Raw genomic sequence first — 20,067 nt, forward strand, 5'->3', positions numbered from 1 at the left:
CTGCGAATGGCTAAAGGAATGACTAAAGTTAGTAAGGGGAAGGTCGATACATAAGCATAATGTTTTAACCATGATAGAGGGCGTAATGCGACAGATTGTATTCGCAGTGTCATTAGCTTTAGGAGTCACGTCATTTGCGTCGGCCGCAACAGACGTGAGAATGTACCGAGCGAATAATGAACATGCTGAATGGCGCGTGAGCGAATACTCACCTCTGCAATGTACCCTGGCTCATGAAATTCCTCGATATGGTGAAGTGCGCTTTGAAAGTGAAGCGAATCGTCAATCGAATATGCGCGTAATTTTGGATATGCGCAGGCTTCCTGAAACGTATGACAATGCGTTAGTTTATTCTGCCCCACCAGTTTGGCGTCCAGGAGCAGCTCCGAGGTTGTTAGGCGAACTCCCTTTGTATCGTCAGTACGACAGTGAGCTTGGTATGGAAATGTCTTGGGTTTTGTTGACTGAACTGGAAAAAGGTATGGCGCCCACCTTTAGCTATCAAGACTGGCATAACGCGCAAGATGAAGTGCAAGTGCAGGTTTCAGCCGTGAATTTTCAGCAACGCTACGATGACTTTATGGACTGCGTAGCGCAGTTATTGCCTTATGGGTTTGATGATATTTCATTTACGGTTTTAACGTACGAAGAGAAAACGACCGAGCTGACAAACTCTGCGAAGCGCAAGTTGATGCGTGTTGGTAATTTCCTTGTACATGATCAAAATATCGAATTAGTACTGGTCGCCGGTTATACCGACGCTTATGGTAGCTTCGATGAAAACGAGCAGCTCTCTACTGCTAGAGCGCAGTCAGTAAAAGATTTTCTGGTTGAGCAAGGCATAAACGAGTCCCAAATTTCCATTCAAGGGCATGGTGAAATGCGGCACATAGCGGGCAATGAAAATGAGCTCGAGCGCGCTCAAAACAGACGTGTTGTAGTTCAAATTAGCCGCCCGTTTAACGAGGAGCTATTGTCAAGCCGTTAGTGCTTTAAGTGTTTTATATGCCAATAAAGCCTCGATAGACATCATCTGGTTAGTATTGGGTATTCTTTACATTCATTTGCTTCGTGAAATAGGACTGCAAAAAATTAAGTACTAATCTCAATTTTTTCGAATTTGCAGTACCTGGTGGGAAGACACCATAAACATTGATGTCGCTAAAATCATAGTCATCAAGAGCTGTTTGAAGCGTACCAGCCTGTATTTTAGGCCATGCATCGTATAGTGGGATTCGTGCTAATCCATGCCCAGCCTCGACAAATGCAGTTCTAGCTGCCGCATTGTTGGTACTAATACTGCCTTTGGTAGCAACCTTATAAGAGCGGCTGCCTTTAGTGATGTTTAGTTCGCTAGAGGTTAACTTGTACATCACCCATTGGTGATCAACCAAGTCATTAGGGTGGTCAGGTTGCCCATATTTCAAAAAGTATTCTGGAGAACCGCATAGACAAGTCTTCAACGTAGCGAGTTTACTTGCCTGTAACCCAGAGTCTGGCAATGGTGCTCCACGTACTGCTAAGTCGATTCCCTCTTTCATGATATTAACCACTTCGTCCGTCAGCATGATATCGAGACTAATCCTAGGATATATTCGTTTAAACTCGTTGAGAGCCGGCACTATAGTCTGCAAGCCAACATTGACTGGGCAAGTTATTCTAAGCAAGCCGGCAGGCTCGCTTTTTGTATTCTCAATTTGCTGATTGGCTGCATTGGCTTGCTCTGCGATAGCATGACAACGTTCATAATATGCTCGGCCAGCCTCTGTGAGGTTAATGGTTCGAGTTGAACGGTTGAGCAATTTCACGTCGAGTTGGTCTTCAAGTTTTTTCAAGTGGTAACTCACCACTGCTCGAGAGAGCCCTAAATGCGTAGCTGCTGCGCTTAGACTGCCTTGTTCAATCACCTGAGCAAAAACAACCATGCTTTTGAGTCGCTCTAAGGAAACATTCATATATTGTCCACAAAAGAAATAGCGAAGTTAATTGTATCAATTATTCATACAATGTTTTTAGTTTTATCTGCATTGTTCACTTAAGTTAGTGACCCTATACTTTACAGCAATGAAATAGAACTAAAATTGAACAAATAAATTTAGTTGATAACGGGGTAATAAATATGACGAAGAAGATTTTGATGGTGCTAACTTCACACGATCAACTAGGTGACACGGGCAAAAAAACAGGTTTTTGGGTTGAAGAATTTGCTGCCCCATATTATGCGTTTATTGACGCTGGAGCCGAGGTTACTTTGGCTACACCGAAAGGCGGTCAAGCTCCAATTGATCCAACAAGCACATTAGAGGACTTCCAAACAGAGGCGACTGAACGGTTCGATGCTGATAGAGATGCTCAGGCTAAAATTGCGGCAACGTTAAAACTATCTGACATAAATGAAAGTGACTACGACGCCGTTTTTTACCCGGGCGGTCATGGCCCACTTTGGGATCTCACCGACAATAGGGAATCAATCGCTTTAATTGAGAGTTTTTTGAACTCAGGTAAAGCTGTATCGGCAGTATGTCATGCTAGTGCCGCATTGCTTAACGTAAAAAACGCTTCTGGTGACTTCGTTATCAAAGATAAAAAGGTGACCGGCTTTACCAACAGTGAGGAAGAAGCAGTTCAATTGACAGAAGTTGTGCCTTTCTTGCTGGAAGATGAGCTTGTTAAACGTGGTGGTGACTATCAAAAAGGGCAAGACTGGGAAGCATTTGCTGTACAAGATGGTCTAATTGTTACGGGTCAAAACCCAGCTAGTTCAGCTTTAGTGGCTGACAAGTTACTCGCTCAAATTTCAGACTGAGCAGAGACTAGTTCTGCGGGAATCACCGACCGGAATGAAGTGGGGAAGTAACTGTTTACAGCGGCTTTCCCCTTTTTTTTCAGTAAGAGACAATTGTAAGAGTCTTAAATCTCTGTTTTATCCTTAAACTCACACAAGTCTTCAATAATGCATGAACCGCAGCGTGGCTTGCGAGCCACGCAGGTGTAGCGTCCATGTAAAATAAGCCAGTGATGTACGTCTACCTTAAACTCTGCGGGCACGACTTTGAGTAGCTTCTGTTCTACCTGGTCTACGTTTTTACCCATGGCGAACTTTGTACGGTTGCTCACCCGGAATATGTGCGTGTCGACTGCAATTGTCGGCCAGCCAAAAGCGGTATTTAGCACTACGTTCGCGGTTTTTCGGCCTACACCTGGTAGCGCTTCTAGCGCAGCGCGGTCTTCAGGAACTTCGCCGTTGTACTTATCAATCAGTATTTTGCAGGTTTTAATTGCGTTTTCTGCTTTGGTGTTAAAAAGGCCTATGGTTTTTATGTAGGACTTTAAACCGTCGACACCAAGTGCATACATGTCATGTGGGTTGTTGGCAATTTTAAAAAGAGGCCCGGTGGCTTTGTTTACGCCCACATCAGTTGCTTGTGCTGACAAAAGAACGGCGATAAGCAACTCAAAAGGGTTTGAGAAGTTAAGCTCCGTGGTCGGATGTGGATTGTTGTCTCTTAAGCGCGTTAGTATTTCTCTTCGTTTTTCTTTATTCATATTGTGATCAAACTTAAGTTTGCCCTGTAACTCGTGCGCGTGTTGCTTTGGTTACGGCTTGTTTTTCTTGTTTTGCTGCATGTAGCCGGTCGATACCATTTTTTATAGCAATAAGGAATCCTAAACCAATAAAGGCTCCGGGTGGAAGAATTGCTAGCAGAAGCGGGTAATCGAATTGAATAACTTCGATGCGCAGTGCGGCAGCCCATTCACCTAGAAGTAATTCAGCGCCATCAAATAGCGTGCCTTGGCCAATAATTTCTCTAACAGCACCTAGCAACACGAGTACGCCACCAAAACCTAAGCCCATGGCAAGACCATCGTAGGCTGCTAAATGCCAAGGATTCTTAGAAGCGTAGGCTTCTGCTCGACCGATAATCGCGCAGTTGGTCACAATGAGGGGAATGAAAATACCTAATGACAAATACAAGCTGTATGCGAAGGCATTCATAAGCAATTCTATCATTGTTACAAAGGTCGCAATGACGATTACAAAGACAGGTATTCTAATTTCGTTCGGAACCCATTCTCTAACTAAAGAAACTGTAATGTTTGAGCCCACCAACACTAAGAGAGTGGCAAGGCCAAGCCCCAAGGCGTTGGTTACTGTAGTGGTTACAGCGAGTAGGGGACAAAGTCCTAATAGTTGGACTAAAGCAGGATTATTTTCCCATAACCCGTTTTTTGACAAGGTTTTAATTTCACTCATCGGCTATCACCTGACTGCTGGCAGTTTGATGGTGCATTAAATAACGATTCTTGTTGCGCGTTTGCCCAAATAATAGTGCGCTCAACCGCATTAATCACTGCTCGTGGCGTAATAGTTGCCCCTGTAAATTGGTCAAATGCGCCTCCATCTTTACGAACTTCCCACCTTGGGCTTTCTTGAGCAGGAATATTCTGTTGGGTGAAAGACAATATCCAATCACTTTTTCGAGTTTCTATCTTGTCACCAAGCCCAGGAGTTTCTCTGTGCTGAAGTACGCGAACGCCCATAACTTTATTGTTTGTATTTATCGCAACAAGCATATCAATGTTTCCACTGTAACCATTTGGCGCCGTGGTTCGAATAGCGATGGCGGTATTGCCGTTGGTTGAGCGAGCCCTGTAGACAGGTTGAGGAGAAGAGCGACCTAGAACATCTGGGTTGGTCACTAAGGTGCAGTCCGCAAACAGGTCATTGCTGTGCATTTCTTCAGGTATCAGTGTATTCAGCGTGCCCATTAATTCTGCGCGTTGTTGTTGTTCAATTCGGTCAGCGGTTAAAAACTGAGTTACCACCAAAAGCCCTGTTGCAGCTAGTGCAAAAGCTCCAAGAATAAGACCGTTCTTTTTCATATTCTTGAAGATCATTCTGCAGACTCCTTGGCTTTGACATTGCCATACGGGCGAGGTTTAGAGAAGTAATCGATAGTGGGCACACATAAGTTAGCCAACAGCACCGCAAAAGCCATAGCGTCTGGGTAACCACCCCAAGTACGGATTACATAAACCAGCACGCCAATGAGAGCCGCGTATATTACTTTGCCTTTATTTGAAGTGGCTGCAGATACTGGGTCTGTGGCTATAAAAAACGCGCCTAGCATGGTTGCGCCACTCAGCAAGTGAATGTTTACTCCGGGCAACTGGTCGATTGCAAACGTAGTACCTAAACCAGAGGCAACGAGTAGAGTGCCTAACAACGCCACCGGTATATGCCATGTGATAACTCGGCGAGCGACAAGATAAGCCCCCCCGAGGAAATACGCCATGTTAACTTCCTGCCAACCCAAACCGGCTAAACCACCAAAAATAGGTGAGTTAAGCGACTCGCTTAGTGTATAGCCTTGCGAAAGCTGATTGCGTATGTGGTCGAGCGGTGTAGCCATAGAAACTGCATCGATGCCTTGCCCTAATTGCACCATTGTTACTTGCATGACACTGAAACCGTCTGTGGTGTACTGCGTGAAAAATAACCATAGACTGTCTATAAAACTTAGGTTAAAAGTAGCGAGGTGGGCTGGGGGCATCCATTGCGTCATTTGCACAGGGAAAGACACCAGAAGTAAAACATAGCCTGCCATTGCTGGGTTAAAGATGTTCTGGCCGACGCCTCCAAAAACTTGCTTGACCACTACGATAGAAAAAATGACACCTATAAATATGACCCACCAAGGCGCGAGCGGCGGAATGCTCACCGCTAGCAATGCCGCAGTAAGAATAGCTGTATTATCTCTTAAAGCGGGTTTAATAGGCTTATCTCTAAAAGCTAGGAACAAAGACTCTGCAACAATCGCAGTAACAATAGCGAAGGCGAGCTGAATAAGTACTCCCCAACCGAAGATCCAAACTTGAGCAAGCACACCTGGCACCATGGCCAGTAAAACCTGTTGCATGACCCACTGGGTATTTCGGCGCACGTGATTATGTGGTGAGGACGCTATAAAAAAACTCATGACGATTCAGAGTCTCCTCGTTCGCTTGTTGTGACACTATTTTGTTGTTTTTGTTGTTCAGCTTTCTTCGCCTTTGCTCTCGCTACAGCTGCTGCCACTCTTCTTTTCTTTTCTGCTTCTGCATTGTCAGACTGCTGTGATGACTGTTTCGCTTTGTCGTCTTCTGGGGTTGCTGATTCTGCTTGTGCAGCCTTTTTAGCTTTCGCGCGAGCTACGGCTTCAGCAACTCTCGCCTTTTTGTCGTCTTCTGCGGTTGCTGATTCTGCTTGCGCAGCCTTTTTAGCTTTCGCGCGAGCTACGGCTTCAGCAACTCTCGCCTTTTTGTCGTCTTCTGCGGTTGCTGATTCTGCTTGCGCAGCCTTTTTAGCTTTCGCGCGAGCTACGGCTTCAGCAACTCTCGCCTTTTTGTCGTCTTCTGCGGTTGCTGATTCTGCTTGCGCAGCCTTTTTAGCTTTCGCGCGAGCTACGGCTTCAGCAACTCTCGCCTTTTTGTCGTCTTCTGCGGTTGCTGATTCTGCTTGCGCAGCGTTTTTAGCTTTGGCTCGCGCTATGGCTGCAGCGACTTTCGACTGCTTCTCACCGTTGTTTGCTGCTGTATCTGCTGTGCTTTGTTCTGTTGGGTCTGCCTCAGCTGCAGCGGCTCTCGCAGCAAGCGCGGCCTGACGTGCCTCAGCCGCTTTCTTGTGCTTTTCTAATCTAGCTTGCTTCTCTCGCTCTAGTCTAGCCTGTCTGGCCTCAAATCGTTGTCGAGCAATATCGGCTTTTTGCTGTTCAATGAGTTCTTCACGAATTTCCGCTTTTGCTTTTCTGTAATAGTGCACAAGTGGAATTTCACTTGGACAAACATAAGCACACGCACCACACTCAATACAGTCTTTTAAGTGGTGTTGTTTAAGAGCATCGTGATCACTTGCTTTTGCGTACCAGTAAAGTTGTTGCGGTAATAATGACGCGGGACACACTTGCTCACACTGACCACAACGAATGCATGCCATTTCGTGGCCTGTAGCTGGCAGTTCTGACTCTGTTGGACACAAAATACAGTTAGTCGATTTAACAACAGGAACTTCTAAATCTGAAATCGTGTAACCCATCATTGGGCCGCCGATAATAACTTTTTGCTTAGAGCTTGCCTGTAAGCTAGCACTATCTAGCAAGTGTGACACCGGTGTACCCAATAACGCCCATACCGTGCCTGGTTTTTGTAAGGCCTCACCGGTTAAGGTCACGATGCGCTCCATCAGCGGCTTGCCTAAATAAATAGCCTCATGAATAGCATACGCAGTACCCACATTCTGCATAAGAATACCCATGTCTGAAGGGTAGCCGTTGGAAGGTACCTCTTTTCCTGTAAGTAACTGAATAAGTTGCTTTTCACCGCCCGAAGGGTATTTCGTAGGAACTACCGCCACCGCTGCTTCAATACTAGCGCTTTCTATTGCTTGGCGCATGGCTTGAATGGCTTCAGGCTTATTGTCTTCAATAGCGACAATGGTTTGCTGAGCTTGAAGCGCAGATTGCAAAATAGTGATACCTGATACTATTTCCTCGGCATGCTCTCGCATAAGCCTGTCGTCGGACACGATATAAGGCTCACACTCAACACCGTTGATAATGAGTAATTCAGTATTCTGGGTTTGGCTAAGTTTCTGCGCGGTAGGGTAAGCGGCACCGCCTAACCCTGCGATACCTGCTTCTCGAATATATTTAATAAGTTCTTGTGGACTTTGCTCTAGCGGGTTTTCAACGGCAGTGAACTCGATTGATTCATGTTTACCGTCGAGTTTAATAGTAATCGTTAAGGTCGGAATTCCCGAAGGATGATTACTAGTATGCTCAGCAATATTTATTACGGTTCCAGAACTTGGTGCGTGAACAGGTAAACCACCACTCATTCCCGGTTGAGTGAGTGCTTGCCCTCTAAGCACAGTGTCGCCAGGTTGAACCAAGAGTTGACCTTCTGCACCAATATGCTGTTTAACCGGCACATATACTTTTTCCGGCAATTCTGTTGTAGCAGTAGCCGTTTGGTTAGCTAACGTTTTTCTCTCTGGAGGGTGGACTCCTCCAGGGAAGCTCCAAATTTTGATCGCGGAAGCCACTTATACACCCTCCACTTGTCGGGAAGCTGCGGGCGCAGTGTCAACGTTCACGGGTATCGACTCTAGGTCCCACTTCCAGCGCTCTGCTTTGGTCGGTATCGGAATCATGTCTATGCAGTCTACCGGGCAAGGATCTACACATAGGTCGCATCCGGTGCACTCGTCGGCAATAACCGTGTGCATTTGCTTATTTGCACCCATAATAGCGTCTACCGGACACGCTTGAATGCATTTGGTACAGCCAATGCACTCGTCTTCTCGAATGTAGGCGACTTTCTTAACGTCTTCTACACCATGAGCTTCGTCGAGTGGTTTTGCTTCTTTACCAGTAAGCTCTGAAAGTTTTTGAATAGTTGCTTCGCCACCAGGAGGGCACTTATTAATCTCGTCTCCATTTGCTATCGCTTCTGCATAAGGGCGACAGCCAGGATAGCCACACTGACCGCACTGCGTTTGTGGCAATATTTCGTCGATTTGGTCTACGAGAGGATCGCCTTCCACTTTGAAACGCACTGCAGCAAACCCAAGTACTAAACCGAACACTAGGGCAATAATGGATACAACAAAAACTCCGGTCAATAAGCTCATGAACCACTCACCAAACCGCTAAATCCCATAAAAGCCAGTGACATTAAACCGGCGGTAATCATCCCAATGGCAGCACCTTTAAATACCACGGGAACGTCTGCTGCGGCGATACGTTCGCGCAGAGCTGAGAACAAAACCAATACTAAACTAAAGCCAATGGCGGCACCTAAACCGTAAAACACAGACTCTATAAAGTTATGTTGTTCAGTAATGTTTAGAAGCGCAACACCCAACACGGCACAGTTAGTGGTAATTAAGGGAAGGAAAATGCCTAGTAGCCGGTATAGAGTGGGACTGGTTTTGTGTACAACCATTTCCGTAAACTGAACGACTACCGCGATAACAAGAATAAAGCTAAGCGTTCTTAACGCGGTTAGCTCAAGTGGTAATAAAATGTATTGATTAACAAGATAACTTGAGACCGAGGCAAGCGTAAGTACAAATGTGGTTGCAGCCGACATGCCTATTGCCGTTTCAAGCTTATTTGAAACGCCCATAAACGGACACAAACCAAGGAATTGCACCAATACGAAATTGTTGACCAGTACCGTAGCTATCAGCAGTAATAAAATTTCAGTCATAAATCCACAAGTTGACGAGGCTGTATGTTGTTTGCGGTAGAAGATCCTGTTTTGCTATTATCCTGATTTAAGGCGGTTGACACAACTTTATAGGCATATTCCTATCAAATTCGGTACTATAGGTGTTCACCAATCAGGGACAATGAATAAAAGCTCGCGAGGAACTTACTCTGTCTAACTTTTTCCAACTCATGCGCACAGCCGACGAAACCGCGTTTTACTGGTTATTTGACCGTACTCGTCCGTTGAGAAAGTCTAGGCTAGCGTTTTGGTTGTCTCGAAGCGGAGACGGTCCTTATTACGCATTATTTACGTTGCTCGTGATCATTGCGACATTAGAAGGCAGCTGGTTATTCTTGCAACGAGCTTTACTGGCGTTTGCTATTGAAGTTCCGCTGTTTATTTGGCTAAAGAATATTTTGAAGCGTAACCGTCCTGCTGTGCGTGCTCAGTTTCGTCCCGTTATTAAACCCGCCGATAAATTTAGCTTCCCGTCTGGGCACTCTACGGCAGCATTCTTGTTTGCTGCGCTAGTGATAGCAAGTTTTCCCGTATGGTCTTCTGTAGTTTATGTTTGGGCTTTTGGTGTGGCGATTTCACGTGTTGCACTGGGTGTCCACTTCCCAAGTGATGTTATTGCAGGAGCGATTTTGGGTACATCTATAGGTGCAGCAGTAATGGCTGTACTGCAGTAATTCAAATAGAAAACATTTTAATGTAGAAGTAAAGAGGGAGATTTTTCGTGGCTCCCCAGGTTGGATTCGAACCAACGACACATGGATTAACAGTCCACCGCTCTAACCAACTGAGCTACTGGGGAATCGAAAAGGAATGTTAAGCTTGGCTCCCCAGGTTGGATTCGAACCAACGACACATGGATTAACAGTCCACCGCTCTAACCAACTGAGCTACTGGGGAATCGAAAAGGAATGTTAAGCGTGGCTCCCCAGGTTGGATTCGAACCAACGACACATGGATTAACAGTCCACCGCTCTAACCAACTGAGCTACTGGGGAATCGAAAAGGAATGTTAAGCTTGGCTCCCCAGGTTGGATTCGAACCAACGACACATGGATTAACAGTCCACCGCTCTAACCAACTGAGCTACTGGGGAATCGCTTAACGGTGCGGAATGTTAATGCGGGACTTAGTTGCTGTCAACCATAACAACAATAAATTTAGGCTGAATTGCTTCAACTGAACAAATAATACTCATTTTCTGTTATTTGAGTGTGAAAATGGCACGAAACGCTCATTTTTCATCATTATCTCTAAAGCCCTTGTATTTCGTGAGTTGTTTTCTGACTCGTAAACTCCTCTAAATTTATCCACATTTTTAACAAACCCTTGAAAGTAGTGGGTTGCATGATCTTATCCACGAAATCTGTGGATAACTTTGTGGTTAAGTATGTGAAGGGCTAGTAAAAGCGTAGGATATAGCCGATTGTAGCAATTGCTCAAAATCTGGCATGTTTTTTAAAGGTGATATAAATCAACAACTTAAAGCCAATCTTTTAAGGGGTTAGAAATTGGGCAAGTATTACACAAGTGTGACAGTTTTTGTTCGGATTTGTGGTGTTACTTGTAGTGGCGCGGTGGAAAACTCGACTTTTGGGGCTTTGTGAGTGGTTACTCTCGTTTAAAAGTATATAGAGTGTCTGTTTTAATTTTGTTAAGTAATTTACATCAACTTTTTGGCTTTGTAGGGTTCGCCAAAAAAGTGATTCCGCCATAAAAATTAGGGAAAAATTGCGGCATATCACGGTAAGTTCATTGTATTTTGGGTGTACTTAGCTATTGAAACACCAAAGAACAATGGTTTAGCTAGTTTGTATTAATGTCTAATTGGGGCAGGATGCCCTTGATATACCTTTATCAAGGGCATCGAAGTGAGCTAGGATTTAGCGAAACGAGTGATTCGCTTAATAGCTTCGTCTAGTGTAGAGGTTGCAGCTGCGAAGGAGAGGCGGAAGTGTCCCGGAGCTCCAAAGGCTGAGCCCGGAACTAATGCTACGTTTTCTTCTTCTAGCAACAGCTCACACAGTTCTACGTCAGTGGCTACATTCTTTGCCTGCATTAATACTTCGATATTAGGGAACGTATAAAAGGTACCCTGACCCGCAATCGCTTTGATACCAGGAATATCATTAAGCTGTTGGACTAACCGGTCGTGACGTCCTTTAAATTCAGTAACCATCTCTTCAATAAAGCTTTGATCACCCTGCAACGCAGCAAGGGCTGCATGTTGCGCAATAGAACACGGATTTGAGGTGCTCTGCGATTGCACTTTTTTCATGGCTTTAATAATGGTGGCAGGTCCTGCCGCATAACCAATACGCCACCCTGTCATGGCGTAGGCTTTTGATACGCCGGAAAGAACAATAGTGCGCGACTTTAGCTCTGGTGCCACCATCACAATATTGTGGAATGGCTCTTTGTCCCAGAGTATGTGCTCGTACATATCGTCTGTAGCAATAAGAATATTAGGGTGCTTTTTCAATACAGCGGCCAGACTTTCTAGCTCCGCTTTTGAATAAGCCATTCCGGTCGGATTTGACGGGCTATTTAAAAACAATAACTTGGTATTTTCTGTAATCGCTTGCTCTAGTTGCGCTGCAGTAATCTTGTATTGCTGATCAATACCGGCTTCAATAGTGACTGGTTTGCCACCCAATAATGTGGTCATGTCAGGATAAGACACCCAATACGGGGCGGGAATAATGACCTCGTCACCTTCATTGATCCAAGCGGTTAGTAAATTGAAAATACTATGTTTACCGCCTGCTGAAATAAGAATTTCATCTAGATCGTAAGAAAGACCATTGTCACGTTGAAACTTGTCAGCAACCGCCTTTTTTAGTTCAGGAATACCGTCTACAGCTGTGTACCGTGTAAAGCGTTTGTCGATTGCCTCTTTTGCGGCTTCACAAATGAAGTCTGGTGTACTGAAGTCGGGCTCGCCGACACCAAGACCAATAACGTCTTTACCTAGAGCTTTTAATTCAGCAGCTTTTTGGCTAACAGCAAGAGTAGGTGAGGGCGCAATCGCGTTCACACGATGGGAAAGTTTATAGTCCACGGCGATTCCTGAGTACCTATCAAAAGTACAATGTTAAAGGTGAGTTTTGTCATTTTTCATGACGTCTAAAACAGCCGAAACTATAAGGATTTTATGGCGAAAAGTCTAGTTCTTGCGTTGTGTGAGCGTAGCAATTCATGTTGTTTTTACGTACCATGTTCATCTCTGTAGTCCCTCGTTAAAAGCCAGTTTTAGGAGTACGAATGGCATCCGCTCAAGCATCAAAAGCAATACTGAATGCTCCTGTAGGAAGCAAGCTTTGGTCGATGACTTGGCCGGTCATTTTTGGCGTAGCAACACTAATCAGCTTCAACTTTGTTGATACCTTCTTTATTAGTTTAATTGGTACAGAAGAACTCGCAGCTGTGGGTTTTACATTCCCCGTGAGCTTTACTGTTATTAGCCTCACTATAGGCCTAGGTATTGGTACCTCAGCGGTGATGGCGAGAAAGCTGGGCGGTGACGACCATGAGGGTGCTAGAAGTGTAGGTAGTAGTGCTCTCTACTTGGCAGCTGCATTAGTTGGGACATTAGCATTCATTTTCTTCCTGCTCACCGACTTTATTTTTACCTCGCTCGGCGCAACAGACAGCCTTATGCCGTTGATTAAAGACTATATGTATATTTGGTACGCAGGTGCGGTGTTGCTTGTTACCCCTATGGTGGGGAATAGCATATTACGTGCATCTGGCGACACAAAAACCCCTTCTTTTATTATGGGCGTAGGTGGGCTTCTTAACGCGGTATTAGATCCTATATTCATTTTTGGGCTTGGACCTATCCCTGCTATGGGTATAAAAGGAGCTGCACTAGCCAGTGTGGTTTCTTGGAGCATTGGCTTTAGCCTGATTATTTATCTTCTTGTGGGACGAAAAAAGCTGATCGACTGGATACCTGCAAGTATGCAGTCATTTATGGAATCTTCACGTCAGTTACTTAAAATCGGGATACCCGCAGCTGGCGCAAATATGCTAACGCCTATTTCGGCTGGTGTGCTAACAAGTGTAGTGGCCAACCATGGAACCGCTGCTGTTGCGGCTTTTGGGGTGGGAATTCGCTTAGAGTCGCTTGCTTCGGTGGTTATTCTGGCATTGTCGATGAGCCTTCCGCCTTTTATTAGCCAAAACTTCGGTGCTAATAAAATGGGGCGTGTGCGCGAAGCTTATAGAAAGTCATTAATCTTTATTCTTGCTTTGCAGTTCTTTATTTACCTTGCGTTGCTCGCTTTACTACCCCTATTGCTGGCTGCGTTCGCACGTGATGTTGAAGTTGCTCAAGTACTAGCGTGGTTCGTAGCCATTATGCCGCTAGGTTACGGCTTGCAAGGCTGTATCATTTTAACGAACTCGTCATTTAATGCGTTACATCTACCTATGCAGGCTCTAATGGTGAGCATTGTTAGGTTGTTCGTTATGTATGTGCCTATTTCTATCCTAGGGAATTGGCTATACGGCTTGCAAGGAATGTTCGTGGGGGGCGTAATAGCGAATCTATTGACGGCTATTATTGCGTATAACTGGTTTATGCGCAGAAGCCACAAGGGAGAGTAGTGTGGAAAACGAGAGAAGTGAAAAAGGTCGCCCTTTTGAGTTGGTTTCTGAATATCAACCTGCCGGTGACCAGCCGGCAGCGATAGACAAGATCATTGATAATTTAGAGTCGGGATTAGCTCATCAGACTTTACTAGGGGTAACCGGCTCGGGTAAGACATTTACCATGGCGAATGTGATCGCTAAAACAGGTCGTCCAACGCTTATTCTTGCACACAACAAAACACTAGCAGCTCAGCTATATGGTGAGATGAAGGAGTTCTTCCCAAACAATGCGGTGGAGTATTTCGTTTCTTATTATGACTACTACCAACCGGAAGCTTATGTGCCCACCACGGACACATTTATAGAGAAAGACGCGTCTATTAATGAACACATAGAGCAAATGCGACTCTCCGCAACTAAAGCTCTTATGGAGCGACGCGATGTTGTTCTCATTGCCTCGGTGTCCGCAATTTATGGTTTGGGTGACCCGGACTCTTATATGAAAATGATGTTGCACCTTAGACGCGGGGACATTATTGATCAAAGAGAGATACTAAGAACATTAGCCACGCTTCAATATACTCGTAACGATCAGGCATTTGCGCGAGGAACCTATCGTGTTCGAGGTGAGGTCATAGATATCTTTCCAGCGGAGTCGGACGAGTTAGCGGTAAGGCTAGAGCTTTTTGATGACGAAATAGAACGCATTTCTATTTTTGAGCCGCTAACAGGGCAAATTGTGCAGCCTAATGTGGCACGCTTCACGGTGTACCCAAAAACCCACTACGTAACACCAAGAGATAAAATTGTTGATGCAGTAGAGAGAATTAAAGATGAGCTCAAAGAGCGTCGTCAACAATTCTTAGACACTAGCAAGCTTATTGAAGAGCAACGAATACGAGAACGAACTCAATTCGATATTGAAATGATGTTAGAGCTTGGTTATTGCTCGGGTATCGAAAACTATTCTCGATATTTATCGGGTCGTGCTCCTGGCGAGCCACCTCCAACCCTAATGGACTACTTACCTGACGACGCCTTGCTTATTATTGATGAGTCTCATGTCACAGTGTCGCAAGTAGGAGCTATGTATAAGGGCGATCGCTCTAGGAAAGAAAACTTAGTGAATTTTGGCTTTCGCTTGCCTTCAGCACTAGATAACCGACCGCTCAAGTTTGATGAATTTGAAGCCATAGCACCGCAAACGCTATACGTATCAGCTACACCTGGTAAATACGAGTTAGAACGTTGCGATGGTGAATTTGTTGAGCAAGTTGTACGCCCCACAGGACTTATTGATCCTGAGATTGAAGTTCGTCCAGTAGCTACGCAGGTGGACGATGTAATGTCTGAGATTCGACTTCGAAGCGAGAAGAACGAGCGGGTTCTAGTGACTACTTTAACGAAGAAAATGGCAGAGGATTTAACCGACTACCTCTCTGAACACGACATTAAAGTTCGTTATTTGCATTCGGATATCGACACAGTAGAACGTATGGAGATTATTCGAGACTTACGACTCGGTGAGTTTGACGTGTTGGTAGGTATTAACCTTTTGCGAGAAGGTTTGGATATGCCGGAAGTGTCGTTAGTTGCGATTTTAGATGCGGATAAAGAAGGCTTCTTGCGGGCTGAGCGTTCTCTTATTCAAACCATTGGTCGTGCTGCGCGAAATGTTAATGGTCGCGCTATTTTGTACGGCGATAAAATTACCAACTCTATGCAAAAGGCTATCGACGAAACGAAGCGTCGTCGTGAGAAACAAATGGCTCATAACGCCGCTCACGGAATTGTTCCTAAGGGACTGAATAAACGCGTAACCGATGTTATGGACCTTGGTGGCGATCCAAATAAACGTAAGCGTGCGGAGAAGGCTAAAGCGGCTAAGAAAGATGCAGTATTGAAAGAGTTCTCAAGTACGAAAGAGATTCTTGCTAAGATTGCTGCAGAAGAAAAGGCGATGTATAAAGCTGCGCAGGATCTTGAGTTTGAAAAAGCAGCCGCAATTCGAGATCAGCTTCACGAACTGCGAGAAAATTTAAAGTTATATAGCTAATTTGTTTGTTAATTAGCAAAAATGAATCAATTTTGAGCAGTTGAACTAGAATAGACAAAAAAGGGTAGGAAATGAGTTGACAGTATTTTCCACGTCCCTATAATAGCGCTCCGTGTTCAAGGACAGCCGTTAAGGCAGAACACTTTGGATGGTTAGCTCAGCTGGGAGAGCACCGCCCTTACAAGGCGGGGGTCACTGGTTCGATCCCAGTACCATCCACCATATTCCAGGCTACACGATACGTCGGGTAGCAACCAACTTCGGATGGTTAGCTCAGCTGGGAGAGCACCGCCCTTACAAGGCGGGGGTCACTGGTTCGATCCCAGTACCATCCACCATATTCCAGGCTACACGATACGTCGGGTAGCAACCAACTTCGGATGGTTAGCTCAGCTGGGAGAGCACCGCCCTTACAAGGCGGGGGTCACTGGTTCGATCCCAGTACCATCCACCATATAAGAAAGCCAGACTCGCAAATCGCAGTCTGGCTTTTTTGTTTTTCTGCTTCGGGTTAATTACCCCAAATCGCTCTTCCAGCCATTACGAAAGCGGCAATCATTCCAGTAATCCATATAACAGAGCGAAGGCTCGCTTTGTCAAACCAGTAGCAAATTAAGTACAGCACGCGCGAAGCCACAAACACCCAAGCCAAAGTTACTGTCAACGTATCAATAGTTTGGTTTTGGATAACGCATACCACCGCAAAGATATAAACGATAAGTGCTTCAAAGCTATTGTAATGTGCAGCATTAGCGCGAAGGCCAAACCCTTTTAAGTTTGCTTGTTGTTGCCTTGGGTATTTATTGTTGTAACCACCAGACTCTTTATTCATAGCAAGCACTAGGGGGAGTTTTGCAATGAAAGGTAGTAGGGCAATGATAAACAATGAAGTGAAAAGTTGAGTCATGATTGCTGCTCCATTTCCTGAATTTTTTGCCAAAGCGTGTCTGCTTCAGACGCCAATTCTGAGCTTGTTCTAATATCGCCTTTTCGTTGTGCCTGCATCGACTTTTCCTGCAGTTGTGCCAATTCTTTGCGCAATTTTTTGGTTGGGTTTGGTTTGAATAAGTTAAACATTCGGCTACTCCTCGTTGAACCTGACTTACTAACGTTGGAAAACTGAATTGAGATCTGTTTCCTTTACTATGGTTTGACCTGCCGTTCTTGCACACTTCTGATATAATTCGCGCAATTAATGTTTTTTAATAAGGAATTGAGTTCATGTCTGTGGTTTCTCGTTTTGCCCCTAGCCCAACAGGTTACTTGCACGTTGGTGGTGCGCGTACAGCATTGTATGCATGGTTAGTGGCGAAAGCAGCAGGGGGTAAGTTTGTACTGCGTATTGAAGATACCGACCGCGAGCGTTCAACGCAGCCTGCGATTGACGCCATTTTTGAAGGTATGAAATGGCTCGGCCTGAACTGGGACGAAGAACCTGTTTATCAAACACAACGCTTTGACCGCTACGGCAAGTTAATTGATGAGCTAATGCAAGAAGATAAAGCTTACAAATGCTATTGCTCACAAGAACGTTTAGAGAAAATGCGTGAAGAGCAAATGGAAGCAGGTTTGAAGCCTCGCTATGATGGTAAGTGTCGTCATTTAACTGCTGAACAGAGAGAAGAAAAAGAAGGTCAGCCGTTCGTTATTCGGTTTAGAAACCCGCAAGAGGGAAGTGTGGTGTTTGATGACCACGTTCGCGGTCGGATTGAAATTTCGAACCAAGAATTAGACGACCTTATTATTGCCCGAACAGACGGCACTCCAACCTATAACTTCTGTGTTGTGGTTGACGACTGGGACATGGGTATTACTCATGTGGTTCGTGGCGAAGACCATATCAACAACACACCACGCCAGATTAACATTCTCAAAGCTCTAGACGCGCCAATTCCAGAATATGCGCACGTTTCGATGATTCTTGGCGACGATGGTAAAAAACTATCGAAACGCCACGGTGCGGTAAGCGTAACTGAGTATCGCGATAAGGGATATTTACCGGAAGCGATGATCAACTATTTAGTGCGCTTGGGATGGTCTCACGGTGATCAGGAAGTCTTTAGCCGTGACGAATTGATTCAGCTTTTCAAATTGAGCGATATCAACAAAGCGGCTTCTGCATTTAATACTGAAAAATTGAACTGGCTGAACCAACATTACATGAAAACTTTACCTGCCAAACAAGTGGCGGCTGAGTTGGCGTGGCATTTCGAGCTACAAGGCGTAGACACCAATAATGGCCCAGATCTTGAGAAAGTAGTTCAACTGCAAGCAGACCGAGTGAAAACACTGAAAGAGATGGCTGAAATTAGCCAGTACTTTTATAGCCCTGTAACTGAATTTGAAGCAGGTGCGGCGAAGAAGCACCTACGTCCTGTCGCGAAAGAGGCGTTAGTCGACATTCAACAACGCTTAAGTGACTTAAAATCTTGGGACGCTGAAAGCATTCAACAAGCGATTAAAGACACCTGTGAAGCCCTTGAGATAGGAATGGGTAAAGTCGGTATGCCATTGCGTGTAGCCGTTACAGGTGGCGGCAATTCGCCCTCTCTTGATGCCACCATAGAACTAATTCCACAAAACATCGTAAAAGACCGTATAGAGCTGGCTTTGGACTTTATCCAACAGCGTGAGGAATCGGCAAATGCCTAAAATCCGTGAGTTACTGGATAATAATGTTCGATGGGCTGGTAAGAAGACGGACAACGACCCAGAGTTCTTTGAGCGTCTTGCGGCGCAACAGAAACCCGAATACTTATGGATAGGCTGTGCCGACAGCCGCGTACCTGCAAATGAAATAGTAGGTATGGACCCCGGAGAGCTGTTCGTTCACCGTAATATTGCAAACCAGGTCATACAGACCGATTTTAATTGCCTAGCAGTAGTTGAATATGCGGTGAAGCAATTAAAGGTAAAACATATCCTCGTTGTGGGGCATTACGGTTGTGGTGGTGTGGCAGCATCAATGGGGTCGTCGCGACATGGTATTGTTGACCACTGGCTTCATTCTATTAAGGGCGTATATCGTAAGAATGAAAGTGTGTTGAAAGACTTACCTGCGCCCGCGAAGCTAGACAGAATGTGCGAGTTGAATGTCATGCAACAAGTAGAAAACTTGTCGCAAAATCACATCATTCAAGAAGCTTGGGCTGAAGGGCAAGAGTTAGCTATCCATGGCTGGATTTATTCCATCAAAAATGGGTTAGCTCACGACCTTGGCGTGACCGTGAAAGGAAAGTCTGAGGTTGATCCGATCTATCAATATGGTGACGAGGCCGTTTAGACTTTCGTTATCCAAAGAGAGGAATGGAGCAGGGGATTTAGAGCCGATTTGACTGTATTTTGAATGATTAGCTATAAAATTAAGCAAACGCACCAATAATCTTAAAAAACAGTTGACACTTACCCCCGCTATTTTTAGAATGCGCCTCGCTGTTCAGACAGCCTCGAAATATAGACTCAGGTTTTGGGGCTATAGCTCAGCTGGGAGAGCGCTTGCATGGCATGCAAGAGGTCAGCGGTTCGATCCCGCTTAGCTCCACCAAACCGAAAGTCCAGGGTCCCCTTCGTCTAGAGGCCTAGGACACCGCCCTTTCACGGCGGTAACAGGGGTTCGAATCCCCTAGGGGACGCCATATATTTAACCGCCGTCAGGCGGTGTTGCCACCGCGCTCTCGTTTAGCACGACGGTAACAGGGTGAACCCCTAAGGGGACGCCACATATTCAACCGCCATGAGGCGGTGTTGCCACTGCGCTACCATTTAGCACGGCGGTAATAAACTCTGAAAAGAGAAAGAAAGTCCAGGGTCCCCTTCGTCTAGAGGCCTAGGACACCGCCCTTTCACGGCGGTAACAGGGGTTCGAATCCCCTAGGGGACGCCATCTATTTGAAAGCCTGCTTGGAAACAAGCAGGCTTTTTTGTATCCGCCGTGAGGGCGGTGTAACCACCGCGCTCTCGATTAGCACGGCGGTAACAGGGGTTCGAATCCCGTAGGGGACGCCATCTATTTGAAAGCCTGCTTGGAAACAAGCAGGCTTTTTTGTATCCGCCGTGAGGGCGGTGTAACCACCGCGCTCTCGATTAGCACGGCGGTAACAGGGGTTCGAATCCCGTAGGGGACGCCATCTATTTGAAAGCCTGCT

18 protein-coding genes and 10 tRNA genes are annotated in these 20,067 nt (G+C 45.4%); 13 read left to right on the forward strand and 15 right to left on the reverse strand.

What is annotated here, in order from left to right; all coding sequences use genetic code 11:
* Positions 1 to 160: 160 nt before the first annotated feature.
* Entirely contained in the window at positions 161 to 988 is an 828-nt protein-coding gene (locus tag EYQ95_RS00990) for an OmpA family protein (RefSeq protein ID WP_256432801.1), read from the forward strand.
* Between the two features lie 49 nt (positions 989 to 1,037).
* Here the strand turns inward: EYQ95_RS00990 and EYQ95_RS00995 are convergent, their stop codons facing one another.
* Positions 1,038 to 1,955, reverse strand: a complete 918-nt coding sequence (locus tag EYQ95_RS00995; protein WP_111914636.1) for a LysR family transcriptional regulator — start codon at positions 1,953 to 1,955, stop codon at positions 1,038 to 1,040.
* A gap of 164 nt (positions 1,956 to 2,119) precedes the next feature.
* Between EYQ95_RS00995 and EYQ95_RS01000 the strand changes: the two genes are divergently transcribed.
* Complete coding sequence (locus tag EYQ95_RS01000; RefSeq protein WP_111914635.1) at positions 2,120 to 2,806, forward strand: type 1 glutamine amidotransferase domain-containing protein; 687 nt, start codon at positions 2,120 to 2,122, stop codon at positions 2,804 to 2,806.
* A gap of 104 nt (positions 2,807 to 2,910) precedes the next feature.
* On the opposite strand, the gene nth is transcribed toward EYQ95_RS01000, so the two are convergent.
* The 7 genes from nth to rsxA are packed head-to-tail and all read right to left on the reverse strand — an operon-like array spanning position 2,911 to position 9,252.
* Positions 2,911 to 3,546 (reverse strand): endonuclease III, encoded by a 636-nt coding sequence (gene nth, locus EYQ95_RS01005; RefSeq protein ID WP_111914634.1) that lies wholly within the window; start codon positions 3,544 to 3,546, stop codon positions 2,911 to 2,913.
* A gap of 13 nt (positions 3,547 to 3,559) precedes the next feature.
* Complete coding sequence (locus EYQ95_RS01010) at positions 3,560 to 4,255, reverse strand: electron transport complex subunit E (RefSeq protein ID WP_111914633.1); 696 nt, start codon at positions 4,253 to 4,255, stop codon at positions 3,560 to 3,562.
* Positions 4,252 to 4,899 (reverse strand): electron transport complex subunit RsxG, encoded by a 648-nt coding sequence (gene rsxG / locus EYQ95_RS01015; protein WP_165831938.1) that lies wholly within the window; start codon positions 4,897 to 4,899, stop codon positions 4,252 to 4,254. The genes EYQ95_RS01010 and rsxG overlap by 4 nt, the downstream gene beginning before the upstream one ends.
* Positions 4,896 to 5,981, reverse strand: a complete 1,086-nt coding sequence (gene rsxD / locus EYQ95_RS01020; protein ID WP_111914632.1) for an electron transport complex subunit RsxD — start codon at positions 5,979 to 5,981, stop codon at positions 4,896 to 4,898. Before rsxD ends, rsxG begins: the two co-directional genes overlap by 4 nt.
* Complete coding sequence (gene rsxC, locus EYQ95_RS01025) at positions 5,978 to 8,083, reverse strand: electron transport complex subunit RsxC (RefSeq protein WP_132327464.1); 2,106 nt, start codon at positions 8,081 to 8,083, stop codon at positions 5,978 to 5,980. The genes rsxD and rsxC overlap by 4 nt, the downstream gene beginning before the upstream one ends.
* Positions 8,084 to 8,671 carry an electron transport complex subunit RsxB gene (gene rsxB, locus EYQ95_RS01030; RefSeq protein WP_111914630.1) on the reverse strand — a complete coding sequence of 196 codons (588 nt, stop codon included), beginning with the start codon at positions 8,669 to 8,671 and terminating at the stop codon, positions 8,084 to 8,086. It abuts the gene before it with no gap.
* Positions 8,668 to 9,252, reverse strand: coding sequence for an electron transport complex subunit RsxA (gene rsxA / locus EYQ95_RS01035; protein WP_111914629.1), 585 nt, complete (start codon positions 9,250 to 9,252; stop codon positions 8,668 to 8,670). The genes rsxB and rsxA overlap by 4 nt, the downstream gene beginning before the upstream one ends.
* Positions 9,253 to 9,572: 320 nt before the next feature.
* Between rsxA and EYQ95_RS01040 the strand changes: the two genes are divergently transcribed.
* Positions 9,573 to 9,947: a phosphatase PAP2 family protein gene (locus tag EYQ95_RS01040; protein WP_243699859.1), complete on the forward strand. Its 375-nt coding sequence runs from the start codon at positions 9,573 to 9,575 to the stop codon at positions 9,945 to 9,947.
* 48 nt (positions 9,948 to 9,995) lie between these two features.
* Here the strand turns inward: EYQ95_RS01040 and EYQ95_RS01045 are convergent.
* The 5 genes from EYQ95_RS01045 to EYQ95_RS01065 all read right to left on the reverse strand — a co-directional run bounded on the left by EYQ95_RS01045 (position 9,996) and on the right by EYQ95_RS01065 (position 12,331).
* Positions 9,996 to 10,072 (reverse strand) — tRNA-Asn (locus EYQ95_RS01045).
* Between the two features lie 21 nt (positions 10,073 to 10,093).
* Positions 10,094 to 10,170 (reverse strand) — tRNA-Asn (locus EYQ95_RS01050).
* Positions 10,171 to 10,191: 21 nt separating this feature from the next.
* A tRNA-Asn gene (locus EYQ95_RS01055) sits at positions 10,192 to 10,268 on the reverse strand.
* Positions 10,269 to 10,289: 21 nt separating this feature from the next.
* Positions 10,290 to 10,366, reverse strand: a tRNA-Asn gene (locus tag EYQ95_RS01060).
* A gap of 780 nt (positions 10,367 to 11,146) precedes the next feature.
* The gene (locus tag EYQ95_RS01065) at positions 11,147 to 12,331 is read right to left on the reverse strand and encodes a pyridoxal phosphate-dependent aminotransferase (protein WP_111914627.1); all 1,185 of its coding nucleotides are present in this window, start codon (positions 12,329 to 12,331) and stop codon (positions 11,147 to 11,149) included.
* Positions 12,332 to 12,534: 203 nt separating this feature from the next.
* Here EYQ95_RS01065 and EYQ95_RS01070 point away from each other — a divergent pair, with 203 nt between their 5' ends.
* The 5 genes from EYQ95_RS01070 (at position 12,535) to EYQ95_RS01090 (ending at position 16,376) form a co-directional block, all read left to right on the forward strand.
* Positions 12,535 to 13,881: an MATE family efflux transporter gene (locus tag EYQ95_RS01070; RefSeq protein ID WP_111914626.1), complete on the forward strand. Its 1,347-nt coding sequence runs from the start codon at positions 12,535 to 12,537 to the stop codon at positions 13,879 to 13,881.
* A gap of 1 nt (position 13,882) precedes the next feature.
* The gene (gene uvrB / locus EYQ95_RS01075) at positions 13,883 to 15,922 is read left to right on the forward strand and encodes an excinuclease ABC subunit UvrB (RefSeq protein WP_111914625.1); all 2,040 of its coding nucleotides are present in this window, start codon (positions 13,883 to 13,885) and stop codon (positions 15,920 to 15,922) included.
* Between the two features lie 146 nt (positions 15,923 to 16,068).
* Positions 16,069 to 16,144, forward strand: a tRNA-Val gene (locus EYQ95_RS01080).
* 40 nt (positions 16,145 to 16,184) lie between these two features.
* Positions 16,185 to 16,260 (forward strand) — tRNA-Val (locus EYQ95_RS01085).
* Positions 16,261 to 16,300: 40 nt separating this feature from the next.
* Positions 16,301 to 16,376: transfer RNA gene (locus EYQ95_RS01090), tRNA-Val, on the forward strand.
* A gap of 57 nt (positions 16,377 to 16,433) precedes the next feature.
* Here EYQ95_RS01090 and EYQ95_RS01095 read toward each other — a convergent pair.
* Positions 16,434 to 16,829 carry an MAPEG family protein gene (locus tag EYQ95_RS01095; RefSeq protein WP_111914624.1) on the reverse strand — a complete coding sequence of 132 codons (396 nt, stop codon included), beginning with the start codon at positions 16,827 to 16,829 and terminating at the stop codon, positions 16,434 to 16,436.
* Complete coding sequence (locus tag EYQ95_RS01100; RefSeq protein ID WP_111914623.1) at positions 16,826 to 16,999, reverse strand: DUF6435 family protein; 174 nt, start codon at positions 16,997 to 16,999, stop codon at positions 16,826 to 16,828. The genes EYQ95_RS01095 and EYQ95_RS01100 overlap by 4 nt, the downstream gene beginning before the upstream one ends.
* Before the next feature lie 144 nt (positions 17,000 to 17,143).
* Here EYQ95_RS01100 and gltX point away from each other — a divergent pair, with 144 nt between their 5' ends.
* The 5 genes from gltX to EYQ95_RS01125 all read left to right on the forward strand — a co-directional run bounded on the left by gltX (position 17,144) and on the right by EYQ95_RS01125 (position 19,805).
* Positions 17,144 to 18,574: a glutamate--tRNA ligase gene (gene gltX, locus EYQ95_RS01105; RefSeq protein WP_111914622.1), complete on the forward strand. Its 1,431-nt coding sequence runs from the start codon at positions 17,144 to 17,146 to the stop codon at positions 18,572 to 18,574.
* Positions 18,567 to 19,205 carry a carbonate dehydratase gene (gene can, locus EYQ95_RS01110; protein WP_111914621.1) on the forward strand — a complete coding sequence of 213 codons (639 nt, stop codon included), beginning with the start codon at positions 18,567 to 18,569 and terminating at the stop codon, positions 19,203 to 19,205. The genes gltX and can overlap by 8 nt, the downstream gene beginning before the upstream one ends.
* 185 nt (positions 19,206 to 19,390) lie before the next feature.
* Positions 19,391 to 19,466, forward strand: a tRNA-Ala gene (locus EYQ95_RS01115).
* Positions 19,467 to 19,481: 15 nt separating this feature from the next.
* Positions 19,482 to 19,557: transfer RNA gene (locus EYQ95_RS01120), tRNA-Glu, on the forward strand.
* Between the two features lie 172 nt (positions 19,558 to 19,729).
* Positions 19,730 to 19,805, forward strand: a tRNA-Glu gene (locus EYQ95_RS01125).
* The last annotated feature ends 262 nt before the right edge of the window (positions 19,806 to 20,067 follow it).

The organism is Lysobacter sp. N42 (genome assembly GCF_004344885.1).